The organism is Blautia sp. An81, assembly GCF_002161285.1.
In the GTDB taxonomy this organism is placed as follows: Bacteria; Bacillota; Clostridia; order Lachnospirales; family Lachnospiraceae; genus Blautia; species Blautia ornithocaccae.
Genome location: NZ_NFHH01000005.1, coordinates 36,468 through 57,945, shown reverse-complemented (window position 1 = coordinate 57,945; position 21,478 = coordinate 36,468). Strand labels below are relative to the sequence as shown.

The following is a 21,478-nucleotide window of genomic DNA, read 5'->3' as shown; positions in this document are numbered from 1 at the left end:
TTTTTTCTTGACTTTTCAGATTTTGGGTATTAATATGTTCTTTAGACGGGGCAAGTGTAGAGGTCCCAATGCTAAAAGAAGAAAAAGGAGATGGATTTATCATGGCTAATAAGCGTGGTACTTTATCAATTAATAGTGACAATATTTTTCCAATCATTAAAAAATGGCTGTATTCTGATCATGACATTTTTGTCCGTGAGATGATTTCTAATGGCTGCGACGCCATTACAAAGCTGAAAAAACTGGAGGTTATGGGAGACTATACTTTCCCGGAAGGTCATAAGAATAAAATCGAAGTTATCGTAAATCCGGAAGAGAAAACTCTGAAGTTTATTGATACGGGTCTTGGTATGACTGCTGATGAGGTAGAAGAATATATTACCCAGATCGCCTTCTCAGGTGCTACAGAGTTTCTGGAAAAATACAAAGACAAGACCAATGACGATCAGATCATCGGCCATTTTGGACTGGGATTCTATTCTGCATTTATGGTTGCTGATGAGGTGCATATTGATACTCTTTCTTATAAAGAAGGGGCTGCCCCTGTTCACTGGGAATGTGACGGCGGCACCGAATATGAAATGGGAGAAGGAAACCGTACTCAGGTAGGTACAGAGATTACCCTGTTCTTAAATGAGGACAGCCTGGAGTTTGCCAATGAGTATAGAATGAGAGAAATCATTGAAAAATACTGTTCTTTCATGCCTGTGGAAATCTTCCTTTCCAAAGCCAATGCCCCTCAGGAATATGAGACCATTGAAGAGTCTGAACTGAGAGAAGATGACGTGGTTGTAGAACATATCCACGAAGATGCCAAGACAGAAGAAAAAGAGAATGACAAAGGTGAAAAAGAGACGGTAGAAGTTTCTCCTGCCAGAGATATGGTGAAGATCAACAAGCGCCCGGTTTCTTTAAGCGACACCCATCCTCTGTGGATGAAGCATCCCAATGAGTGTACAGAAGAGGAATACAAAGAGTTTTACCGGAAAGTCTTTATGGACTATAAAGAGCCTCTGTTCTGGATCCATCTGAATATGGATTATCCTTTTAACTTAAAGGGTATTCTGTATTTCCCGAAGATCAATATGGAGTATGAATCTATTGAGGGAACTATTAAACTGTATAACAACCAGGTATTCATAGCTGATAATATTAAAGAGGTGATCCCGGAGTTCCTTATGCTGTTAAAGGGTGTTATCGACTGTCCGGATCTGCCTTTGAACGTATCCAGAAGCGCGCTTCAGAATGATGGATTTGTGAAGAAGATTTCTGACTATATCAGCAAGAAGGTAGCAGATAAGCTTACTGGAATGTGCAAGACTGACAGAGAAAATTATGAGAAATACTGGGACGATATCAGCCCGTTTATCAAGTTTGGCTGCATTAAAGACAGCAAATTCTCTGAGAGAATGATGGATTATATCCTCTATAAGAACCTGGATGGAAAATACCTTACACTGGAGGATTGCATCAAAGAAAATACGCCTGAGAAAACAGAAGAAGAGGTAAAGGAAGAGCAGGAACAGGTAACTGAAGAGAATAAAGAGGAGACAGCGAAAGAAGCTGTGGAAGAAGCTAAAAAAGAGCCTGAAAAGATAAACATCTATTATGTGACAGATGAAGTGCAGCAGAGCCAGTATATTAACATGTTTAAGGAACAGGGGCTGGATGCAGTAATCCTGAAACACAACATTGACTCCCCTTTTATCTCTCACGTTGAGCAGTCAAAGGAGAATGTAAGATTCCTTCGTATTGATGCCGATGTATCTGAAGCGGTAAAGGAAGAGGATGGAAAGAATCTGGAAGAGGAGACCAAAGAACTGTCAGAAATCTTCAAGAAGGCCCTGAATAAGGAAAACCTGACAGTAAAGGTAGAAAATCTGAAAAATGAGAATGTATCTTCTATGATGACGATTTCCGAAGAAAGCCGCCGTATGCAGGAAATGATGAAAATGTACAACATGTATGGCATGGACCCATCTATGTTCGGCGGACAGGAGACACTGGTATTAAATGCCAAAAACAAGCTGGTACAGTATGTACTGGAGCACAAGGATGGAGAGAATATCCAGATGTTCTGTGAGCAGCTCTATGACCTGGCTCTGCTCAGCCACAGACAGCTCACTCCTGAAGAAATGACAAAATTTGTTGCCAGAAGCAATGAGATCATGCTGAAGCTGGCTCAATAAATTCATAAAACAGGCTATAAAATGCCTGACAGAGAAAAAGAATGCTCTGAGAGTTTTTCTAAACGCGAAAATTTCGTGTAGGAGAAGAATCTCAGAGCGTTTTTTGTGGAAATTTCTGTTTACCCTCAGTGTGCAAGGGGCCGTTTGGTCCCTTGTACACTGAGGGTACTTATATCTGGAAAGCAAAAATTTATAAATGTTCTAATATATGTCTGGCTACATAGACTCCTGAGGCAGAAGCGTGGGAAAGGGAATGGGTAACGCCGCTGCCGTCTCCAATGATATAAAGGCCTTTATAAGGACTTTCCAGGTTTTCACCAATCTTGACTTCCATATTATAAAATTTCACTTCTACGCCGTAGAGGAGCGTATCGTCATTGGCAGTGCCGGGAGCAATTTTATCCAGAGCCTGGATCATTTCGATGATACCGTCCAGAATTCGTTTAGGCAGTACCAGGCTTAGGTCTCCAGGTGTGGCTTTGAGGGTAGGACGCACCAGTCCTTCATCAATACGGCGGGCAGTACTGCGCCGGCCTCGCATCAGATCTCCGAAGCGCTGGACAATAACTCCTCCTCCCAGCATGTTGGACAACCGGGCAATACTCTCTCCATAGCCGTTGCTGTCACGGAAAGGCTCAGAAAAGTGCTTGGAAACCAGCAAGGCAAAGTTAGTGTTTTCCGTCCGCATATTGACATCTTCATAACTGTGGCCGTTGGCTGTAATAATGCCGTTAGTATTTTCGTTTACTACAATGCCATAGGGATTCATACAGAAGGTACGGACATTGTCCTCAAACTTTTCCGTTCTGTATACAATCTTGCTTTCGTAGAGCTCATCGGTGAGATGAGAGAAGATTACTGCCGGAAGTTCTACCCGGACTCCCAGATCTACCCGGTTGGAAAGGGTGGGGATGGAGAGCTGCCGGCAGACAGATTCCGTTGTTCTTTTGTGAGCTCATAGGCAGAATAGATTCCTCCTGGCCCGGCTCCTATAATGATAATATCGTACTGCATAGCAATTCCTCCATTTGGCTAAGATCAATCCAGCCCTTTCTTAAACTGGATCATCATCTCCCGTGTCAGGCTCACATCATATTCGTCATAGGGAATATCCTCTCTTTCAAACCACTCTGCTTCAGACAGCTCGTCTTCCTCCAGAGTGATGTGGTCGCTGCCGTCCAGGTCGCAGTAGAATCCCATCAGGAGACTGCTGGACAGAGACCAGGGCTGGCTTTTATAATAGCGGATATTTTTGACCTTTAGTCCCACTTCCTCCATAACTTCCCTCTTTACCGTTTCTTCTAAAGTTTCCCCGATTTCTGCAAAACCTGCGATAAGAGCGTAGCGCCGGGCAGTTCCTCCTGCATATTTAGACATGAGAAGCCGGTTTCCGTTCCGCACAGCTACGATTACAGCAGGAGAAATTTTGGGATACTCGGTGTTTTTGCAGTGAGGACAGTACATCATCCTTTCTCTAGTGTCGTGGATCAGAGAATGTCCGCATTTTCCGCAGAATTTTCTGGTGGAGTACCAGTTGTAAAGCTGATAACCGGTAATCAGGGCGAAGCCGTTTACCTGGGGTCCCAGATTCCGGAAGATGATAATGTCCTCCATAGTATAACCAGGAAGGGCTTCTAAAGATTCTTCTTGGGTAAGATAATAATTCCTTCCATCAATGGAGAATAGATAGGTATAAGATTTATAAATCCGGGGATAATATTCCCCAGTATACTGGAAATCAGGAAAGGAAAAAGTATCTTCTGTGATTTTTACCAGTACTTTCCGCTCCTGAAAGAAAAGAATACAGTCCCCGCCCTTTGGAGGCACCGGACGGTATTCGTTATGATAGCAGTGACTGCCAAGATCCTGGATCATAGATATAACCTCCGTTTTCTATACAGATTCCCAGAGAATCTGCTGTTGTTTAAAATATTTCAGGACAAGCTCGTCCCAGGCGTGGTCCAGGGACTTGTCCAGAGTAAAGGTCTTCAGAGAAGTACCTGTGGTACAGGTAAGATGGGCTCCGTCATACTGAAAATTTAAAAACAGACCAAAAATTTCTTCAGTTGTGTAAGAAAGCCCGCTTCCCTGAAGCAGCTTTTCTGTATTTTTGCTGGAAAGACGGAATATGATCTTAAAATGAAGAGGAGTCTTTTTTCCCCTTATTATAGAAAAGCAGAAAGGCTTGATATCTTTCCATAAAGCGTAATTCCGCCGTTCTTCCTGAAGCTGCTGGTTCTCTTCTGTGTCAAAGAACTCTTCATGGAGATTTCCTTCAATGGAGTAAGTCACAGAAGTGGTAATAGATGCTTCGCTGAGCCAGAAGGAGTCAAAGGCATTACCGATCAAAAGCTTTGACATGAAATCTTTAATATCCTGAATTTTTACAGCAATCATTTAAATACAGGCCTCATTTCTGATAAGTTCTGGAACTGTTCAAAGAGGAACAGCCTTTTTGAACAGAACCAATAACAGTATAAACGAAAAGAGAAAAAAATCCTAGAGTTTTCCCGGAAAAAACCTTTTCAAATAGAATCAGGTGTGTTATCATAAGACATGGTATTAAAAACTACATAAAGAGGTTGTGAAAAATGAGTTATAAAATTATTATAGATAGCTGCGGAGAGCTTTTAGAGAGATGGAAAACAGATGAGCACATTGAAAGCGCTCCCCTTACACTGACAGTAGACGGAGAGGACATTGTGGATGATGAAACTTTTGACCAGGCATATTTCCTGAAAAAGATTGCAGACAGCCCCAACTGTCCAAAGTCTTCCTGTCCATCCCCGGAAAAATATATGGATGCCTTTGACTGTGATGCAGAACATGTTTATGCAGTGACTCTTTCCTCTAATCTCAGCGGTTCTTACAACAGCGCTGTACTGGGAAGAAACCTGCTCCTGGAGAATAAACCGGAGAAAAAAATTCATGTATTCGATTCCTGTTCAGCTTCTGTAGGAGAGACTTTAATCGCTTTGAAGATTGAAGAATGTGAGCAGGCAGGCATGGAGTTTGAGGAAACTGTGGAGACCGTAAATAAATATATAGAGTCTCAGAACACCTATTTTGTTCTGGAAAATCTGGAGACCCTGAGAAAGAACGGAAGGCTCAGCAATTTAAAAGCTTTTGTTGCCAGCGCCCTGAAGATCAAACCAGTAATGGGCTCTACTCCTGAAGGAACCATTGACCAGCTTGACCAGGCCAGAGGAATCAACAAAGCCCTGGTGAAGATGGTAGACTACGTGGCTAAGGGAGCTGTGGACAGCAAGAATAAAGTATTGGGCATTACCCACTGCAATTGTCCGGCCAGGGCAGAAATCGTGAAAGACGCCATATTAAAGAGGATTCCTGTAAAAGATGTAGTGCTTCTGGATACTGCAGGGGTCAGCACTATGTATGCCAATGACGGCGGCGTTATCGTAGTTATCTGATATTCAAGAAAAAATTCAAGAAAAACCTGTTCCGTGAAAACCGTCTAAGATGGGGGAAAACGGAACAGGTTTTTTGTATAATGTGTCCTGTTGACAATGAAAAGATTGAATGTTATATTTGGATTAAATCTGTGTAAAATATAATGACAGGAGGAAGACAAAAAAAGAAAGTATGAGGATGCCTAAGCCTTTATGGCTATGCATGATTAGTCTTCCCTCTGTCATTTTTTGCTGGAAAAAAGAAAAATATAAGACAAAAGAAGAAGGAGAGGCATATATGGATTTATCATTTTCTTATTTTTGCCAGGCAGTTATTTCGAATCCGGTGATGCTTGTTACTGTAGCCTTGACTCTGGGAGTTATCTTTGTAAATGGATGGACAGATGCGCCAAATGCCATTGCCACTTGTATCGGTACTCGCAGTATGAATGTACGCCACGCCATCTGGATGAGTGCGGTGTTTAACTTTCTGGGCGTTCTGGTCATGACACACATCAACAGTTCTGTGGCTTCTACCATCAGCAATATGGTTGATTTCGGAGGCAGGACTGACCAGGCTCTGGTAGCTTTGTGTGCTGCATTATTTTCTATTGTGGTGTACAGTGTGGCGGCTTCTATATTCGGGATTCCTACAAGTGAAAGCCACAGCCTGATCGCAGGTCTTTCAGGAGCAGCCATTGCTGTCCAGGGCGGCATCGGAGGCATCAATTTTAATGAATGGGTAAAGGTGCTTTATGGTCTGGTACTGAGCCTGGCTCTGGGATTTTTCGTGGGTTGGGTTATCTGTAAGGGAATCACCATTATCTGCGGAAGGATGGACCGGAGAAGGACAAATACCTTTTTCCGAAACGGACAGATTTTCGGAGCTGCTTTTATGAGTTTCATGCATGGAGCTCAGGACGGACAGAAGTTTATCGGCGTTTTATTCCTGGGCATGGCTTTCTGCAATGGACAGAACAGTGTAGAGGGAATGGTGATCCCAGTGTGGCTGATGATGCTCTGCTCCATTGTTATGGGTGTAGGAACCAGTGTGGGCGGTGAGAAGATCATCAAGTCAGTGGGAATGGACATGGTAAAGCTGGAAAAATTCCAGGGATTTTCCGCGGACCTGGCAGGAGCCTTCTGTTTGCTGCTGGCCAGCGTTTCCGGTATCCCGGTGTCTACCACCCATACAAAGACCAGCGCCATCATGGGCGTTGGGGCAGTGAAACGTCTGTCTGCCATTAATTTCGGCGTGGTAAAGGATATGATGCTGACCTGGATTTTTACGTTTCCGGGCTGCGGACTGATCAGTTTCATTATGGCAAAAATATTTATGATGATTTTTTAGGAGGATAAAAAATGGCAAGAAAACAGGATGCATATTACTTCGATAATTTTATAGCGTGTGCAGAAGAATCCTGCCAGGCAGCCAGCCTTCTGCGGAAGGTTCTGGGAGATTTCAAACCCCAGGAGCTGGAAAAATATCTGGAAGAGATTCATGAAATTGAACACAGGGCAGATGGGAAAAAGCATGAAATGCTGGACAGGCTGGCAAAGGAATTTATTCCTCCTATTGAGCGGGAGGATATTGTAGAGTTAAGCCAGAATATTGATACGATGACCGATCAGGTGGAAGATGTATTGATGCGGATTTATATGGGCAATGTTCAGGAAATTGAGCCGGATGCTCTGGAGATGACAGACGTAGTGATCCAGTGCTGTGAGAAAGTCCGGGACCTTTTGAAAACCTTTTCTGATTTCCGCCATTCTAAGGAGATGAAGAATCGGATCATTGAGATTAATGATCTGGAGGAAACCTCAGACCGGCTGTTTATGAAGAGTATGAGAAAGCTCCACACAGAGTGCAGCGATCCTCTTCACATCATTGTCTGGAGAGAGATTTACATCTATCTGGAGAGATGTGCAGATGCCTGCGAGCATGTGGCGGATACAGTAGAAAGTGTTGTAATGAAAAATTCATAACCCCTGAAACAGAAGGAAAAAAGTTTCTGAAAACCTTAAAACCCCGTATATCCGGTGATGCAGTTCTGCTGGAGATGCGGGGTTTTTGACCATGCAGAAAAAGAGGAGAGTTTTGATAACTGGGAATTGACAAAGAAAGAAAAATCATTTATAGTAGAAGTGCTATGGGATACAAAGTTCGACAGAGGTTCCATGCAAATATTTTTTGACCACCCTTTGGGTTAAGGCCATACGGACAGCCGGGTCAACTGCCGACAGCAGCAAGGGCTGCATTATTGATTGAGTTAGAAGCTCAAATTTTATAAGTTGGTAACTTTACAACCAGTGCATGAGAAAGGTGCACATCAACTTGTGAAACGGTCAATAAGAGTAGTAAAAGTGAGATATTTGCTATATAGACTCTGAACTTTTGGGTTCCATATTTTTTTGACGGTAAGTTCCTGAAAAGGGAACTTTCAGAAGAATGAGAAGAATGTGGAAGGATCACGCAAGTAATGTGCCGAAATGCAGATTGCCTGCGTTTTTTTATTCTATAGAAAAGTCCTTCGGACTGTCCCCTCAAGACGGAGGAGAGGGGGAGTTAAAGCGGGCCTGCCTATCTTGGTTTAAGTAAGAAAGAATAAAAAAGGGATTGCACTTGTATTGATTCTATAAGTTAAAAGGAGTTCCTGATATGGGCGAAAAACTAAGGTTATATGGATTTAATAATTTAACGAAGGCGCTGAGCTTTAACATTTACGACGTCTGTTACGCCAAGACGGCCAGAGAGCAGAAGGATTATATTGCCTATATTGACGAGCAGTATAATTCTGACAGACTCAGGACCATACTGACAACTCTTACAGATATGATCGGGGCTCAGGTGCTGAATATCGCCCAGCAGGATTACGAGCCTCAGGGAGCTTCGGTTACTCTGCTTATCGCAGAGGGATCCATGATCCCGGCGGGAAGCACTCAGGTAGCCCATCTGGATAAAAGCCATGTGACGGTCCATACTTATCCGGAGTATCATCCGGAGACTTGCCTGGCTACCTTCCGGGTGGATATTGATGTAGCTACCTGCGGGGAGATCACCCCTCTTTCCACCCTGGATTATCTCATCGGTTCTTTTGATTCGGATATCATTACCATGGATTACCGGGTCAGGGGATTTACCAGAAGCGTAAACGGGGAAAAATTATTTATGGACCACAAGGTCACATCTATCCAGGACTATATCGACAGCCGTACTCTGGAAAGGTATGACGCAGTGGATATTAATGTATATGAGGCAAATATTTTTCATACGAAGATGATGGTGAAGGAGATCGATCTCCAGAACTATCTGTTTAATACGGACATCTATGAGCTTCCGCCGAAAAAGCGGCTGGATATTATGAACAGTCTGCGAAGAGAAATGATTGAAATCTTCAGCGGACGGAATATTTACTGATTTTAGCAGTTAAGCATGCTTTCAAAAGAGAGCATATTGTATGAGCAGGAGGTGGGCATATGGGTGAAATATCCCAGGAAAACGCCCCGATTTACGAGGCATTGGAAAGACTGAGAAAGATGAGGGTGGTACCTTTTGACGTACCCGGACATAAAAGAGGAAGAGGAAATCCGGAGCTTGCCAGGCTTCTGGGAGAGAAATGCATGAGTATGGATGTAAATTCTATGAAGCCCCTGGATAATCTCTGCCATCCCGTGTCGGTGATCCGTCAGGCGGAAGAGCTGGCAGCAGAGGCTTTTGGAGCAGCCAATGCATTTCTGATGGTAGGAGGGACCACTTCCGCAGTTCAGGCTATGGTCCTTTCTGTGGCAAAGAGAGGGGAGAAGATCATTCTTCCCAGAAACGTCCACAGAAGCGTGATCGGAGCTATGGTACTCTGCGGAGCAGTGCCGGTATATGTAAATCCTCAGTGCAATGACCGGCTGGGAATTCCCCTGGGAATGACGGTGGAGGATGTTAAGAGGGCCATTGAAGAAAATCCGGATGCCAAAGCGGTGCTGGTGAACAATCCTACTTATTATGGAATTTGTTCTGACATAAAAACCATTGTGAAGATGGCCCATGACCATGGCATGTATTGTCTGGCAGACGAGGCCCATGGAACTCATTTTTATTTTTCCGACCAGCTTCCGGTATCTGCTATGGAAGCAGGAGCAGATATGGCTGCAGTGTCTATGCACAAATCAGGGGGAAGTCTCACACAGAGTTCCCTTCTCCTTCTGGGACCCAATATGTCCGAGGGGTATGTCCGCCAGATCATAAACCTGACCCAGACTACCAGCGGCTCGTATCTTCTTCTCTCCAGTCTGGATATTTCCAGGAGGAATCTGGCTCTCAGAGGCAAGGAGACCTTTGAAAAGGTAAGAAGCTATGCAAAATACGCCAGAGCAGAGATTAACGATATTGGAGGGTATTACGCTTTCTGCAGAGAGCTGATCAATGGAAACAGCGTCTATGACTTTGATGTGACCAAGCTGGCGGTCCATACCCTGGATGTAGGGCTGGCGGGAATCGAGGTCTATGATCTTCTGAGAGACGAGTATGATATTCAGATAGAATTCGGGGACTTTGGAAACTTTCTGGCTTATCTGTCTATTGGAGACAGAAAGCAGGATATTGAGCGTCTGGTATCTGCTCTTGCGGAGATTTCCAGGAGATTCGGGAAAGAAAAAGTGAATCTTATGACCCAGGAATATGTGGATCCTCAGGTAGCGGTGTCTCCCCAGGATGCTTTTTACGCAGATAAAGAAAAGGTGGAGCTGAAGGATGCGCCGGGACGGATTTCCGGTGAATTTGTCATGTGCTATCCTCCGGGAATCCCTATTCTGGCACCGGGAGAGCGGGTGACTCAGGAAATCCGGGAACATATTGAATATGCCAGAGAAAAAGGCTGTACTTTAACAGGAGCGGAGGATCTTGAAATCCGCCATCTCAATGTGCTGAAAGGAGTATAGACATGGATTTTTGGTTTTCTGAAAAACAGACAAAGAATGTGAAGCTTTCCATCCGGGTTGACCGGCAGCTTTACAGCGGCCACAGTGATTTCCAGCGGATCGATGTGTTTGAGTCACCGGAGTTTGGCCGTTTTCTGACTCTGGACGGTTATATGATGCTGACGGAAAAGGATGAGTTTATCTACCATGAGATGATCACCCATATTCCTATGGCAGTACACCCCCATGTGGAGAAGGTGCTGGTCATTGGAGCAGGAGACGGTGGAGTTATCCGGGAGCTGGTCAGGTACCCGGAGATCCAGCGGATCGACCTGGTGGAAATTGACGAGATGGTGGTGGAGGTGTGTAAGAAATACCTGCCCCAGACTGCCTGCCGTCTGGATGATGAACGGGTAGAGATCCATTATGAGGACGGCCTGAAGTTTATCCGCAGATGTAAGGAAGAATATGATCTGATCATTGTGGATTCTACAGATCCCTTTGGCCCGGGAGAGGGGCTTTTTACCAGAGAGTTTTATGGGAACTGCTATAAAGCCCTGAAGGAAGACGGGATCATGGTAAACCAGCATGAAAGTCCTTTTTATGAGGAGGACGCCCTGGCCTGCCAGCGGGCCCATAGAAATATAACAGAATCTTTCCCCATAAGCCGGGTATATCAGGCCCATATTCCAACTTATCCATCGGGCCACTGGCTTTTTGGCTTTGCCTCCAAGAAATATCATCCTCTCCGGGACCTGAGGGAAAAGGAGTGGAATGACAGGGGAATTACTACCAGGTATTATACCACCACACTGCACAAGGGAGCTTTTTACCTCCCGGCATATGTAGAGGAGCTATTAAAAGATGTTGAGAACAAACGTTGAGACTTATCTGGAATGTGACAGAGACTATGAGGAAGCGGATATCGTGCTTTTCGGAGCGCCTTTTGATTCCAGCACTTCCTTCAGACCGGGAACCAGATTCGGGAGCAGCACTATCCGCCATGAGTCTTTTGGGCTGGAAAGCTACAGTCCTTATCAGGACCGGGATCTGAGAGATTACCGGATCATGGATTCGGGAGATCTGGAGCTGAGTTTCGGAAATACCAAGCTGGCCCTGGCAGATATTGAAGAACGGGCACAGACCATACTGAATGACGGGAAGATACCTTTTATGCTGGGAGGAGAACATCTGGTGACCCTGGGTGCTTTCCGGGCAGCGATTAAAAAATTTCCGGACATCCATGTGATTCATTTTGACGCCCATGCAGATCTGCGCCAGGACTATCTGGGAGCAGAACTTTCCCACGCCTGTGTGCTGAGAAGATGCTGGGAGCTGGCAGGAGACGGACGTATCTATCAGTTTGGTATCCGCTCTGGAGACCGGGAAGAATTTTACTGGGGAAAAGACCATGTAAAAACCAGAAAATTTGATTTTGAGGGCCTTGAGGAAATCCTGGAACAACTGAAGGATGTTCCTGTTTACTTTACTCTGGATCTGGATGTGCTGGATCCTTCCGTATTTCCGGGAACAGGTACGCCAGAACCTGGCGGGGTCTCCTTTGAGGAGCTTCGCAAAGCAGCCACCCTAGTCTGCCAAAAGGGCAATGTGGTTGCCTGCGACGTAAATGAGCTGAGCCCTCACTACGACCAGAGCGGGGCTTCCACTGCCGTGGCCTGCAAGATCGTCCGGGAGATGCTTCTGGCGCTGGGTAAATAGAAGTAAGCATACGAATGCATGGAAACACGAAAAAGGTAAAAAGATAGTAACATTATAAATACAATAGCCGAAAGTTGAAGGCAAAAAAGAAATCGGAGGAAAAATCATGGGAAAAGCATTGATCATCGGATGCGGCGGCGTAGCTTCTGTAGCTATTCACAAATGCTGCCAGAACAGTGAAGTATTTGAGGAGATCTGCATTGCCAGCAGGACAGTGTCCAAGTGCGACGCTCTGAAGGAAAAACTTCAGGGAACCACCAAGACAAAGATCACCACTGCACAGGTAAATGCAGACAATGTGGAGGAACTGATCAATCTGATCAACAGGGAAAAACCAGATGTGGTGCTGAATCTGGCTCTGCCATATCAGGATCTGACTATTATGGACGCCTGTCTGGCTACAAAGACCCACTATGTGGATACTGCCAATTATGAGCCGGAAGACACGGCAAAATTTGAATACAGCTGGCAGTGGGCTTACAGAGAAAGGTTTGAAAAAGCCGGGATCACCGCCCTTTTGGGAAGCGGTTTCGATCCGGGAGTTACAGGAGTATTCTCTGCCTATGCTCTGAAACATGAATTTGATGAGATTAACTATATTGATATCCTGGACTGCAACGGCGGCGATCACGGCTATCCTTTTGCCACCAACTTTAACCCGGAGATCAATATCCGGGAGGTTTCTGCTAACGGCTCTTACTGGGAAGACGGACACTGGGTGGAGACCAAACCTATGGAGATCAAGAGAGTTTATAATTTTGAAGAAGTAGGAGAGAAGGATATGTATCTGCTCCACCATGAGGAAATCGAAAGCCTGGCTCTGAATATTCCAGGGATCAAGAGAATCCGTTTCTTCATGACCTTTGGACAGAGCTATCTTACCCACTTAAAATGTCTGGAGAATGTAGGAATGACCTCTATTGAGCCTATTATGTTTGAGGGAAAAGAAATCGTGCCTCTCCAGTTCTTAAAGGCAGTTCTTCCTGATCCGGCTTCTCTGGGACCAAGAACCAAAGGAAAGACCAATATCGGCTGTATTTTCCAGGGAAAGAAAGACGGAAAGGACAAGAACTATTATCTGTACAACATCTGCGACCATGAGAAGTGCTATGCAGAGGTAGGCTCCCAGGCAGTTGCCTATACCACAGGCGTTCCTGCTATGATCGGCGCTATGATGATCATGACAGGAAAGTGGAACAAACCGGGAGTCCATAACATTGAAGAATTTGATCCGGATCCATTTATGGAAGCCCTGAATAAATGGGGACTGCCATGGAGAGAAAGCCACGATCCGGTTCTGGTGGATTAATGAGCGGGAATACACAGGCAGGCTTTTCTACCCCCTATTTTCTGGTGGAGGAGAAAAGCCTGCTCCACAATCTGGAAATTTTAAAAGATGTACAGGAACGGGCAGGCTGTAAAATCCTTCTGGCTCAGAAGGCTTTTTCCATGTTTTATGCTTACCCTCTGATCCGGAAATATCTGGCAGGAACCACGGCCAGCGGAGTATATGAGGCCCGGCTGGGTCATGAATGTTTTGGAGGAGAAACCCATGTGTTTTCTCCTGCCTACCGGGAAGAGGAGTTTGAGGAAATCTTACAGTACGCAGATGATCTGGTATTCAACTCTCCCAGACAGGTAAGACTCTTTGGAGAACGGGCAAAAAAAGCGGGAAAATCCATAGGTCTGCGGGTCAATCCTCAGTGTTCCACCCAGGAGGGACATGCTATTTATGATCCCTGTGCACCGGGATCCAGGCTGGGAACCACTCTGGAGAATTTTGATGAGAGCCTTCTGCCATTTTTGGACGGACTGCACTTCCACACTCTCTGTGAACAGGGAGCTGAGGACTTGGAGATCACCCTTCAGGCTGTGGAGGAAAAGTTTGGAAAATATCTGTATCAGATGAATTGGCTGAACCTGGGAGGGGGACATCATATTACAAAAGAGGGATATGATATAGAAAAGCTCATTGCAATGGTAAAGCGGCTGAAAGAGACCTATGATTTAGAGGTCTACCTGGAGCCTGGGGAGGCAGTGGTCTTAAATGCAGGACTGCTGGTTTCTTCTGTGCTGGAAGTGGTCCACAATGATATGGATATTGCCATACTGGATACTTCTGCAGCCTGCCATATGCCCGATGTGCTGGAAATGCCCTACCGCCCTCCGGTGGAAAACAGCGGAGAGCCGGGGGAAAAGGTCTATACTTTCCGCCTTGCAGGACCTACCTGTCTGGCTGGAGATGTGATCGGGGATTACTCTTTTGATGAGCCTTTAAAGCCGGGGGATCAGATTATTCTGGAAGATATGGCTCTTTATACCATGGTGAAGACCAATACTTTCAACGGAATGCCCCTTCCGGACATTGTCTGGGAAAAGGCGGACGGGGAGAAAGTGCTGGTGAAGAAGTTCGGGTATGAGGACTTTAAGGGGAGATTGTCTTAGTACAACAAAGAGAAGCTGCTGATATTTCGTAAAGAATAACGATTTATAGGAGGCGTAAGAGACGATGTTAGAAATAGGTGCTGTAGTCTGGGGCGTACAGGATGTTTCAGGCAGTGTGGCTTTTTGGAGTAAAGCATTAAATTATAGATTAAAATACCCGGCCTCAGAAGGGTGGGCGATATTAGTTCCTGTTCAGGGCAGCGGCATTCAGCTTTCTTTGAATAAGGTGTCTTCTCCGAAAGCCAGAAGACATCATCTGGACTTATTTACAGATGATCAGCAAAGGGAAGTAGAAAGACTGCTGGCTTTAGGGGCGACAAGGAAACCATGGAATTATGAGGAGGGAGCAGATTACGTGGTTTTGCAGGACCCGGATGGCAATCCGTTCTGTGTGGTGCAGCGGTAAGGAACCAGGTCTCTTATACAGAAGGCTCTGGGAATCCTGTGAGGTGACAGGAGGATGAAGTTGGAAAAATTTTGGAAGAGGAAAGGATTTGTGCAGGCTTTTATTGTATTGTGGGTGCTTGTTTTCGGAGCGATTGCCCTCTACTATCAGCCGGGACTTAGAAGGGTAATCTCCATACTGGAGAAGGAACAGATAAGTACGGTTTATTATACAGGAATGGCAGATACTGTCCAGATAAATTATGGGCAGTATCTGCCAGAAGAAAAATTTGATGAATTTATTCAGCTTCTCCGAAAGGTCAGACTTGAAGGAAGAGTTTCCAACAAGAGGAGACTTTCCAGAAGAAGCTTCTTTACTAAAAGCAGCCAGATTATTTCCTACCGAGAATTTGTGAACTATAGAGTGACTACAAAAGAAGGAAAAGAATATAGGCTGTTCTTTGGCGGCGGATACTTTGGAATAGATGACAGATACTATTATATAAAAAACAAGGCCGGAGTAAAAAATGCACTGGAACAGCTTCATTTACAAACTGACTCTATGTAAACGTTCTGCCACGTATGGGGGACACGAATAAAACAGAATTTTTAGACAGGGGATATTGCAGGACACCGGTCTTCGGTGCTGTGATATCCCCTTAAATATTTTCTGAAAATATAATTTTGATACCGTACACTATAATAAACTCTTTTTTGCACAGCTTATTTTTCCAAGATACAGGAGCAGGAGCTTCCATGCGCCCCGGCCCAGGAAAAACAGAAGAATGCCAGTAATCCCAGAACAGAAAAATTCTGCTACAGGGTTTAAGTTTATAATACCATAAAAAGCGATCTGCATATTCTGGATAAACGGAATCCGTAGATTTAACAGATAGTCAAACATTTTTATAGCGCCTAGGATAGGTGCGGCTATTCCGCATAATAGGAAAGTCCTCTTGCGGTATTGCGGCGGCGCACAAAGTGTTCAAGCTCCTCAAGATTGATGGGAGGGGAAGCTGAGGTGGGCTTGCCCACTTTGCTTTTGAAATTGTCCAGGACCTTATTCTATGGTAAGATAAAAAAAACGATTTTTGACCCAGGATTAAGGAGGCAGTGATGGAAGGAAAAATTTTAGTGGTGGATGACGAGAAGGAGATTACAGATTTAGTGACTCTGTATCTGGAAAATGAAGGCTTCCAGGTTTTTAAATTCTATGACTCCCGGAAGGCTATGAACTATGCAGAAAAAGAAGAGATGGACTTGGCTGTACTGGATATTATGATGCCGGGGATAGACGGCCTGGAATTGTGTAGATTTATACGGGAAAGATATACCTACCCCATTATCATGCTCACGGCTAAAGGAGCGGAAATTGACAAGATCAACGGCCTTACCCTGGGAGCAGATGATTATGTGACAAAGCCTTTTCTTCCCTTGGAGTTGGTGGCGAGAGTAAAAGCCCAGCTGAGAAGATATAAACAGTACGACAAAAGCAGTGCCAAACAGGAAGAAGTATTTTTCCATAAGGGGCTGGTTTTGAATCTCAGAACCCATGAGTGTACACTGAATGAAAAGCCTTTATCTCTTACACCTACAGAATTTACGATTTTGTCTGTACTCTGCAGACGGAAAGGAACCGTAGTCAGTGCTGAGGAGCTTTTCCACGAAGTTTGGAAGGATGAATACTACCAGAAAAATAATAATACTATTACAGTCCATATCCGGCATTTAAGAGAGAAAATGGGAGACTCCTTTGAAAAGCCCAAGTACATTAAGACAGTCTGGGGGTGCGGATATAAAATTGAAGGATAGAACAAAACAGATCTTAAAGCTTTTACTGATTTTATTCATAACAGGGGGAGTATGCTATCTGATCTTCTTTCAAGTGGATTATATTATGAACGGAAGCTTTGTAGACTGGTTTGAAAGCCAGTTTACCTATACACAGTCGGCATATAGTGATGAATTCGGAGGAGAGTATGTGCAGAAGGTAATCGACTGGTATAGCCTGAAAGCTTTTCTTATGATATTTTTTACTGTCTTTGTATTTGCCCTTGTTTTGGCAGTAACTGCCATTCTTCATTTTTATGGAAAAAGAAAGACCAGGAAAAACGTGGAGGACCTTAATGAAAAAATCCACAGATATATGACGAAAGACCTGGACATGGATGAAGTCTTTCCGGCCCCCTATACGGAAGTGGGAGCTCAGATGCTGCAGTTGAAATCCGGCATGATTCAAAAGGAGGAAACCCTGAAGCGAGAGGCCCAGAGAAAGAACGACCTGATCACGTATCTTGCTCACGACCTGAAAACGCCCCTGACTTCCGTTCTGGGATATCTCCATCTTCTTGACGAGGCTCCGGATATGCCGACAGCCCAGAAGGCGAAATATACCCATATCGCTCTGGAAAAGGCGGAACGGTTGGAAGACCTGATTGAGGAATTCTTTGAGATTACTCAGTATAATTTCCAGAATATCTATCTGGAAAAAGAAAACTTGGACTTATCTTATATGCTCATGCAGATGACAGAAGAGTTTTACCCTATTTTGTCTGCCCATGGAAATGAGATAAAACTGGAGACAGAAGAAAATCTTCATATAGATGCTGACCCGGACAGAATGGCCAGGGTATTTAATAATATCCTGAAAAACGCAGTAGCTTACAGTTATCCGGATACGCCTATTAAGGTCCAGGCATTTCAGAAAAAAGAAAGAGTTTTGATTTCCTTTGAAAATCAGGGAAAGAATATTCCTAAGGAAAAACTGGACATGATCTTTGAGAAGTTCTTCCGTCTGGACAGTTCCAGGAGAAGTAATACCGGAGGGGCAGGGCTGGGACTGGCCATTGCAAAGGAAATCGTAGAGCTCCATGGAGGAAGTATCTCAGCAAAAAGCGAAAATGAGAGGGTTATATTTACGGTGGAGCTGCCGGTGAACTGAGCATACTTTCATCTTCATTTTTTCTTAGGAATTTAGCAAGGAAATATTAAAACAATCCCGCTCTTTATTTGATATTTTTAAATCAGCCAGTATACTGATAATCCTTTCGCAGGTATTTTGAGAGGATATGTCAGTATCAGACAGGCAGGAGAAAATTCAGATAAAGGACGGGATTTTTATGAGCAGAAGAAGAAAAAGAAGAAACCATTTTTTAGGAAAATTCATTCTTTTGATAGGAGCTGTTTATGGGCTTATTCTTGCAGCAGCAGTGATATACAGTACAGGAGATCTGAAGGAACTGGGAAAGAGGATAGAGGAAACCGGGAATCCTGCAGGAAATCAGGTGGACTTGTCTTCCTTATATAGTGAAAGCGCAGTGCTCCTGGATTTGGATACAGGAAAAATTGCTGCTCAGAAGAAAGGGAGGGAAAGAATCTATCCGGCTTCGCTGACGAAGATGATGACTGTGCTTGTGGTTTTGGAGAATACAGAAGATTTAGAGCAGCAGGTGAGGCTTTCTGAGGACATTTTTCCAGAACTTTATGAAGAGGGGGCTTCTATGGCAGGATTTGTGCCGGGAGAGCATGCTTCCGTAAGAGATCTGCTTTATGGAGCTATGCTTCCTTCCGGAGGAGAATGCTGTAAGGCCCTGGCAGAAGAAGTGGCAGGCTCAGAGGAAAAGTTTGCTGAACTTATGAATGATAAAGCTCAGGAACTGAAAATGAGGGATACGCATTTTACGAATTCTACAGGCCTTCCGGATAAAAAGCATTATACCACCACCAGAGATCTGGCCCGGCTTTTGGAGTATGCCTGGGAAAACGGGGACTTCCGTGCAATCTTTACAACAAGGTCTTACACCGTGCCTCCTACAGACGGCCATCCGGAGGGCTTTTCCTTTTACAGCCTGATGTTTCAGGAAATGGATCAGTCCGGTGTTGCCAGTGATTATATTTTAGGGGGAAAGACCGGCTATACCTCTGAGGCAGGTTTGTGTCTGGCCAGTGTGGGAACTGTCGGAGATAAGACCTATGCACTGATCACCGCCAAGGCAGACGGCAGCCATGATACCCAGCCTTATCATATCTTAGACGCAGTATCTGTATTCCAGAAACTGAACGGGGAGTAAGAAATCAGAGAACGGCATTGCCTGTTCTACGCCCCCGTGTTACAATACAAGCAAAGCATTATATTTCTTATGTTCTTATCTATGGGACTTTTGTCCAGTCAACATTTCTGAAAACCAGTCTGAGAAATCTCAATGCTTTAAAAACCCCAGTAAACCGGCAGAGAGTTTTCTCAGGAGACGATAAAGGAGAGACCTTCTGCCCATGTAATCTATCATAAGGAGGTCTGTCTATGGAACAAGACAAGAACGTAACTGCAAACCGCACCTATAAATCTTCGGTATTCGTCATGGTATTTCAGGAAAAGAAAGAATTGCTGGAACTATATAATGCAGTCAGCGGCAAACACTATGAGGATCCGGAAGAACTGGAAATCAATACACTGGAAAATGCTATTTATATGTCTATAAAAAATGATCTGTCCTTTATCATTGATTCCAGTCTGTCTTTGTATGAACATCAATCGACTTATAACCCGAATCTTCCTTTGCGATATCTGCTTTACGTGGCAGACACCTATTCCAAAATGACTTTGCATAAAGATATTTACGGAAGTACGCCTCTTTCCATACCATCTCCCCAGTTTGTGATCTTTTACAATGGAGAGAAGGAAGTGCCGGACCGGGAGATTATGCGGCTTTCCAGTCTTTATACAGTAAAAGAGGAGAAGCCAAAGCTGGAGCTGGAAACAGTCATGCTGAATATCCGACTAGGACATAATGAAAGTCTGATGGAGGCCAGCAGGACCCTGAGGGAATATGCAGAGTTTGTGGAGCGGGTAAGAAAGTATGCGAAGACCATGATTTTAGAGGAGGCTGTGGAGAGAGCAGTGACAGAGTGTATTACGGAATATGGGCTGGAGCGAGAGGGAGGCTATGAAAGCTCTGGGAATCCCGGAAGGAAAATGGGAGGAATATGAAGAAAAAATAAAAGAAGACCAGAGATAATATCCTTTTGTTATAATTGTGAATCTAAACAGAAAAACAGCCGGTGAACATTGCAAAGAGTTTATAACAGTGTTCTCCGGCTGTTGAACTTCTGAAAATCAGTGAAACTTACGGCTGCTCGCTGAAAGGAATCTTTAATAGAAAAGTACAGCCTCCTCCAGGCGTATCTTTTAAAACAAGGTCTCCTTTGTGGAGCTTTGCCAGCTCTTTTCCAACAGGAAGGCCCAGGCCGAAGTGGCCTTTTTGATTTCGGGATTTATCCTGCTGGTAAAATCGGTCAAAAACAGCTTCTTTTTCAGAATCGGGAATACCTTTGCCATGGTCTGCTACGGAAAAGCAGAGATATTTTTTCTCAAGAAAGATTTCCAGCTCTATGGATTTCCCCTGACCGGTGTAAGACATGGCGTTGTCCATAAGAACAGACAGGATCTGGATGATCCGGTTTCTGTCACAGCGGATTTTAGGAAGTTCCATATCCGGCAGCTTCAGCTCCAAAGGAATCTGATTTTGCCTGCACAGAGGCTGGTAAATTTCATAGACATCTAAAAGCAGGGTATCCCCGTCACAGAGTTCCAGAGTAAGATTCCACTTTTGGGAGTCTGCAGAAGCCAGGATTAACAGGTCTTTTATCAGCGTATTCATGCGGGAACACTCTTTTTCGATATTTTCTATCATGGCTGGAGTGTCTTGAGGAGAAGTCTTTATGGCAGAGGCGCTGGCTTGGATCACGGCAAGGGGAGAGCGCAGCTCATGGGAAGCGGCGGCGATAAATTCCGCCTGTTTCTGCTTGCTTTCTTTTAGCGGAGCCAGGGTTTTTCCTACAAATTTCCAGCTTACTCCTCCCAGCAGAAGAAATCCCAGAATTCCTGCTGCTGCAAAGAACAGGCCCTGAAAAAATGCCTGTCTTTCAGATAAGGTAATATCCTGAAGGACCAGAAGAGTCTTTTTACCGGCGTCTGTAGCTGACTGGAGAGCCATACCACAGTAGGAATCCCCGGAATTTCCCGAAAGATAAAAAAGAGCGCTCTGCCGGGTACTTCCCGGAGAAAGATTATTATCAGAAAGGCCTTCTAAAGAGGCCTGTTCCATAGCCTTATCAATCAGCACTTTACGGTCTGTGGCAGGCTCCCATGCTCCGGGAAAGAATAGGGAATCCCCATTTTCTTCTACATGGATGATCAGACGGTTATCTGTTTCCATTTGAGCCAGCCATTGGTCAGAGAAGAAGGACTGAGACTGAAACTGATTGGAAATATTCAGAAACAGGCTGGAAAATAGGGCCTGGTTCCTGGACTCTACAGCTCCTTTCATGTAAAAGAAGCAGACCAGAAGGATTCCAGCCAGAATAATCCCACAGGTAAGAGAATAGAAAAAAGTCAGTCGTTTCTGGAGCTTCCGGAACATG

Annotated in this window: 20 protein-coding genes and 1 pseudogene; 16 read left to right on the top strand and 5 right to left on the bottom strand. The window is 44.5% G+C overall.

Features of this window, described 5'->3' with window-relative positions; all coding sequences use genetic code 11:
* The first annotated feature begins 101 nt into the window (after positions 1-101).
* The gene (gene htpG, locus B5G33_RS06210) at positions 102-2,189 is read left to right on the top strand and encodes a molecular chaperone HtpG (RefSeq protein WP_087417142.1); all 2,088 of its coding nucleotides are present in this window, start codon (positions 102-104) and stop codon (positions 2,187-2,189) included.
* Positions 2,190-2,379: 190 nt separating this feature from the next.
* Here htpG and B5G33_RS06205 read toward each other — a convergent pair.
* The 4 genes and pseudogenes from B5G33_RS06205 to B5G33_RS06195 form a co-directional block, all read right to left on the bottom strand.
* A pseudogene (locus tag B5G33_RS06205) lies at positions 2,380-3,126 on the bottom strand (NAD(P)/FAD-dependent oxidoreductase); the annotation flags it as partial.
* Positions 3,078-3,203: a hypothetical protein gene (locus tag B5G33_RS22205; protein ID WP_275532788.1), complete on the bottom strand. Its 126-nt coding sequence runs from the start codon at positions 3,201-3,203 to the stop codon at positions 3,078-3,080. The gene B5G33_RS22205 and the pseudogene B5G33_RS06205, both read right to left, overlap by 49 nt.
* A gap of 24 nt (positions 3,204-3,227) precedes the next feature.
* Positions 3,228-4,064 (bottom strand): NAD(+) diphosphatase, encoded by an 837-nt coding sequence (nudC, locus tag B5G33_RS06200; protein ID WP_087417063.1) that lies wholly within the window; start codon positions 4,062-4,064, stop codon positions 3,228-3,230.
* An 18-nt stretch (positions 4,065-4,082) separates the two neighbouring features.
* A complete protein-coding gene (locus tag B5G33_RS06195; RefSeq protein WP_087273821.1) occupies positions 4,083-4,586 on the bottom strand; it encodes a DUF5721 family protein in 504 nt (167 codons plus the stop codon).
* A gap of 194 nt (positions 4,587-4,780) precedes the next feature.
* Between B5G33_RS06195 and B5G33_RS06190 the strand changes: the two genes are divergently transcribed.
* The 15 genes from B5G33_RS06190 to B5G33_RS06115 all read left to right on the top strand — a co-directional run bounded on the left by B5G33_RS06190 (position 4,781) and on the right by B5G33_RS06115 (position 20,045).
* The gene (locus B5G33_RS06190; protein WP_087417062.1) at positions 4,781-5,620 is read left to right on the top strand and encodes a DegV family protein; all 840 of its coding nucleotides are present in this window, start codon (positions 4,781-4,783) and stop codon (positions 5,618-5,620) included.
* Between the two features lie 277 nt (positions 5,621-5,897).
* Positions 5,898-6,950, top strand: coding sequence for an inorganic phosphate transporter (locus B5G33_RS06185; protein WP_087417141.1), 1,053 nt, complete (start codon positions 5,898-5,900; stop codon positions 6,948-6,950).
* Positions 6,951-6,961: 11 nt separating this feature from the next.
* Positions 6,962-7,585: a DUF47 domain-containing protein gene (locus tag B5G33_RS06180; RefSeq protein ID WP_087417061.1), complete on the top strand. Its 624-nt coding sequence runs from the start codon at positions 6,962-6,964 to the stop codon at positions 7,583-7,585.
* Positions 7,586-8,258: 673 nt separating this feature from the next.
* Positions 8,259-9,017 (top strand): adenosylmethionine decarboxylase, encoded by a 759-nt coding sequence (gene speD / locus B5G33_RS06175; RefSeq protein ID WP_087273827.1) that lies wholly within the window; start codon positions 8,259-8,261, stop codon positions 9,015-9,017.
* A 59-nt stretch (positions 9,018-9,076) separates the two neighbouring features.
* Entirely contained in the window at positions 9,077-10,531 is a 1,455-nt protein-coding gene (locus B5G33_RS06170; protein WP_087417060.1) for an aminotransferase class I/II-fold pyridoxal phosphate-dependent enzyme, read from the top strand.
* 2 nt (positions 10,532-10,533) lie between these two features.
* Entirely contained in the window at positions 10,534-11,394 is an 861-nt protein-coding gene (speE, locus tag B5G33_RS06165) for a polyamine aminopropyltransferase (protein WP_087417059.1), read from the top strand.
* Positions 11,375-12,229 (top strand): agmatinase, encoded by an 855-nt coding sequence (speB, locus tag B5G33_RS06160; RefSeq protein WP_087417058.1) that lies wholly within the window; start codon positions 11,375-11,377, stop codon positions 12,227-12,229. Before speE ends, speB begins: the two co-directional genes overlap by 20 nt.
* 106 nt (positions 12,230-12,335) lie before the next feature.
* Positions 12,336-13,538 (top strand): saccharopine dehydrogenase family protein, encoded by a 1,203-nt coding sequence (locus B5G33_RS06155; RefSeq protein WP_087417057.1) that lies wholly within the window; start codon positions 12,336-12,338, stop codon positions 13,536-13,538.
* On the top strand, positions 13,538-14,674 hold the full coding sequence (nspC, locus tag B5G33_RS06150) for a carboxynorspermidine decarboxylase (RefSeq protein ID WP_087417056.1): 1,137 nt from the start codon (positions 13,538-13,540) through the stop codon (positions 14,672-14,674). Before B5G33_RS06155 ends, nspC begins: the two co-directional genes overlap by 1 nt.
* 64 nt (positions 14,675-14,738) lie before the next feature.
* Positions 14,739-15,080 (top strand): VOC family protein, encoded by a 342-nt coding sequence (locus B5G33_RS06145; protein WP_087417055.1) that lies wholly within the window; start codon positions 14,739-14,741, stop codon positions 15,078-15,080.
* A gap of 60 nt (positions 15,081-15,140) precedes the next feature.
* Positions 15,141-15,626, top strand: a complete 486-nt coding sequence (locus tag B5G33_RS06140; RefSeq protein WP_087417054.1) for a hypothetical protein — start codon at positions 15,141-15,143, stop codon at positions 15,624-15,626.
* A 548-nt stretch (positions 15,627-16,174) separates the two neighbouring features.
* Positions 16,175-16,870: a VanR-ABDEGLN family response regulator transcription factor gene (vanR, locus tag B5G33_RS06130; protein ID WP_087417052.1), complete on the top strand. Its 696-nt coding sequence runs from the start codon at positions 16,175-16,177 to the stop codon at positions 16,868-16,870.
* A complete protein-coding gene (locus B5G33_RS06125) occupies positions 16,860-17,999 on the top strand; it encodes a sensor histidine kinase (RefSeq protein WP_242974538.1) in 1,140 nt (379 codons plus the stop codon). Before vanR ends, B5G33_RS06125 begins: the two co-directional genes overlap by 11 nt.
* Positions 18,000-18,177: 178 nt before the next feature.
* The gene (locus B5G33_RS06120; RefSeq protein ID WP_087417139.1) at positions 18,178-19,128 is read left to right on the top strand and encodes a D-alanyl-D-alanine carboxypeptidase family protein; all 951 of its coding nucleotides are present in this window, start codon (positions 18,178-18,180) and stop codon (positions 19,126-19,128) included.
* Between the two features lie 230 nt (positions 19,129-19,358).
* A complete protein-coding gene (locus B5G33_RS06115) occupies positions 19,359-20,045 on the top strand; it encodes a hypothetical protein (RefSeq protein ID WP_087417051.1) in 687 nt (228 codons plus the stop codon).
* A 136-nt stretch (positions 20,046-20,181) separates the two neighbouring features.
* Here B5G33_RS06115 and B5G33_RS06110 read toward each other — a convergent pair whose 3' ends face one another.
* Positions 20,182-21,477 (bottom strand): sensor histidine kinase, encoded by a 1,296-nt coding sequence (locus tag B5G33_RS06110; RefSeq protein WP_087417050.1) that lies wholly within the window; start codon positions 21,475-21,477, stop codon positions 20,182-20,184.
* Position 21,478 lies beyond the last annotated feature (1 nt).

Coding starts and splice junctions, on each gene's coding strand:
- htpG (WP_087417142.1), top strand. CDS start 102: ATGGCTAATAAGCGTGGTACTTTATCAATTAATAGTGACAATATTTTT.
- B5G33_RS22205 (WP_275532788.1), bottom strand. CDS start 3,203: ATGCAGTACGATATTATCATTATAGGAGCCGGGCCAGGAGGAATCTAT.
- nudC (WP_087417063.1), bottom strand. CDS start 4,064: ATGATCCAGGATCTTGGCAGTCACTGCTATCATAACGAATACCGTCCG.
- B5G33_RS06195 (WP_087273821.1), bottom strand. CDS start 4,586: ATGATTGCTGTAAAAATTCAGGATATTAAAGATTTCATGTCAAAGCTT.
- B5G33_RS06190 (WP_087417062.1), top strand. CDS start 4,781: ATGAGTTATAAAATTATTATAGATAGCTGCGGAGAGCTTTTAGAGAGA.
- B5G33_RS06185 (WP_087417141.1), top strand. CDS start 5,898: ATGGATTTATCATTTTCTTATTTTTGCCAGGCAGTTATTTCGAATCCG.
- B5G33_RS06180 (WP_087417061.1), top strand. CDS start 6,962: ATGGCAAGAAAACAGGATGCATATTACTTCGATAATTTTATAGCGTGT.
- speD (WP_087273827.1), top strand. CDS start 8,259: ATGGGCGAAAAACTAAGGTTATATGGATTTAATAATTTAACGAAGGCG.
- B5G33_RS06170 (WP_087417060.1), top strand. CDS start 9,077: ATGGGTGAAATATCCCAGGAAAACGCCCCGATTTACGAGGCATTGGAA.
- speE (WP_087417059.1), top strand. CDS start 10,534: ATGGATTTTTGGTTTTCTGAAAAACAGACAAAGAATGTGAAGCTTTCC.
- speB (WP_087417058.1), top strand. CDS start 11,375: ATGTTGAGAACAAACGTTGAGACTTATCTGGAATGTGACAGAGACTAT.
- B5G33_RS06155 (WP_087417057.1), top strand. CDS start 12,336: ATGGGAAAAGCATTGATCATCGGATGCGGCGGCGTAGCTTCTGTAGCT.
- nspC (WP_087417056.1), top strand. CDS start 13,538: ATGAGCGGGAATACACAGGCAGGCTTTTCTACCCCCTATTTTCTGGTG.
- B5G33_RS06145 (WP_087417055.1), top strand. CDS start 14,739: ATGTTAGAAATAGGTGCTGTAGTCTGGGGCGTACAGGATGTTTCAGGC.
- vanR (WP_087417052.1), top strand. CDS start 16,175: ATGGAAGGAAAAATTTTAGTGGTGGATGACGAGAAGGAGATTACAGAT.
- B5G33_RS06120 (WP_087417139.1), top strand. CDS start 18,178: ATGAGCAGAAGAAGAAAAAGAAGAAACCATTTTTTAGGAAAATTCATT.
- B5G33_RS06115 (WP_087417051.1), top strand. CDS start 19,359: ATGGAACAAGACAAGAACGTAACTGCAAACCGCACCTATAAATCTTCG.
- B5G33_RS06110 (WP_087417050.1), bottom strand. CDS start 21,477: ATGTTCCGGAAGCTCCAGAAACGACTGACTTTTTTCTATTCTCTTACC.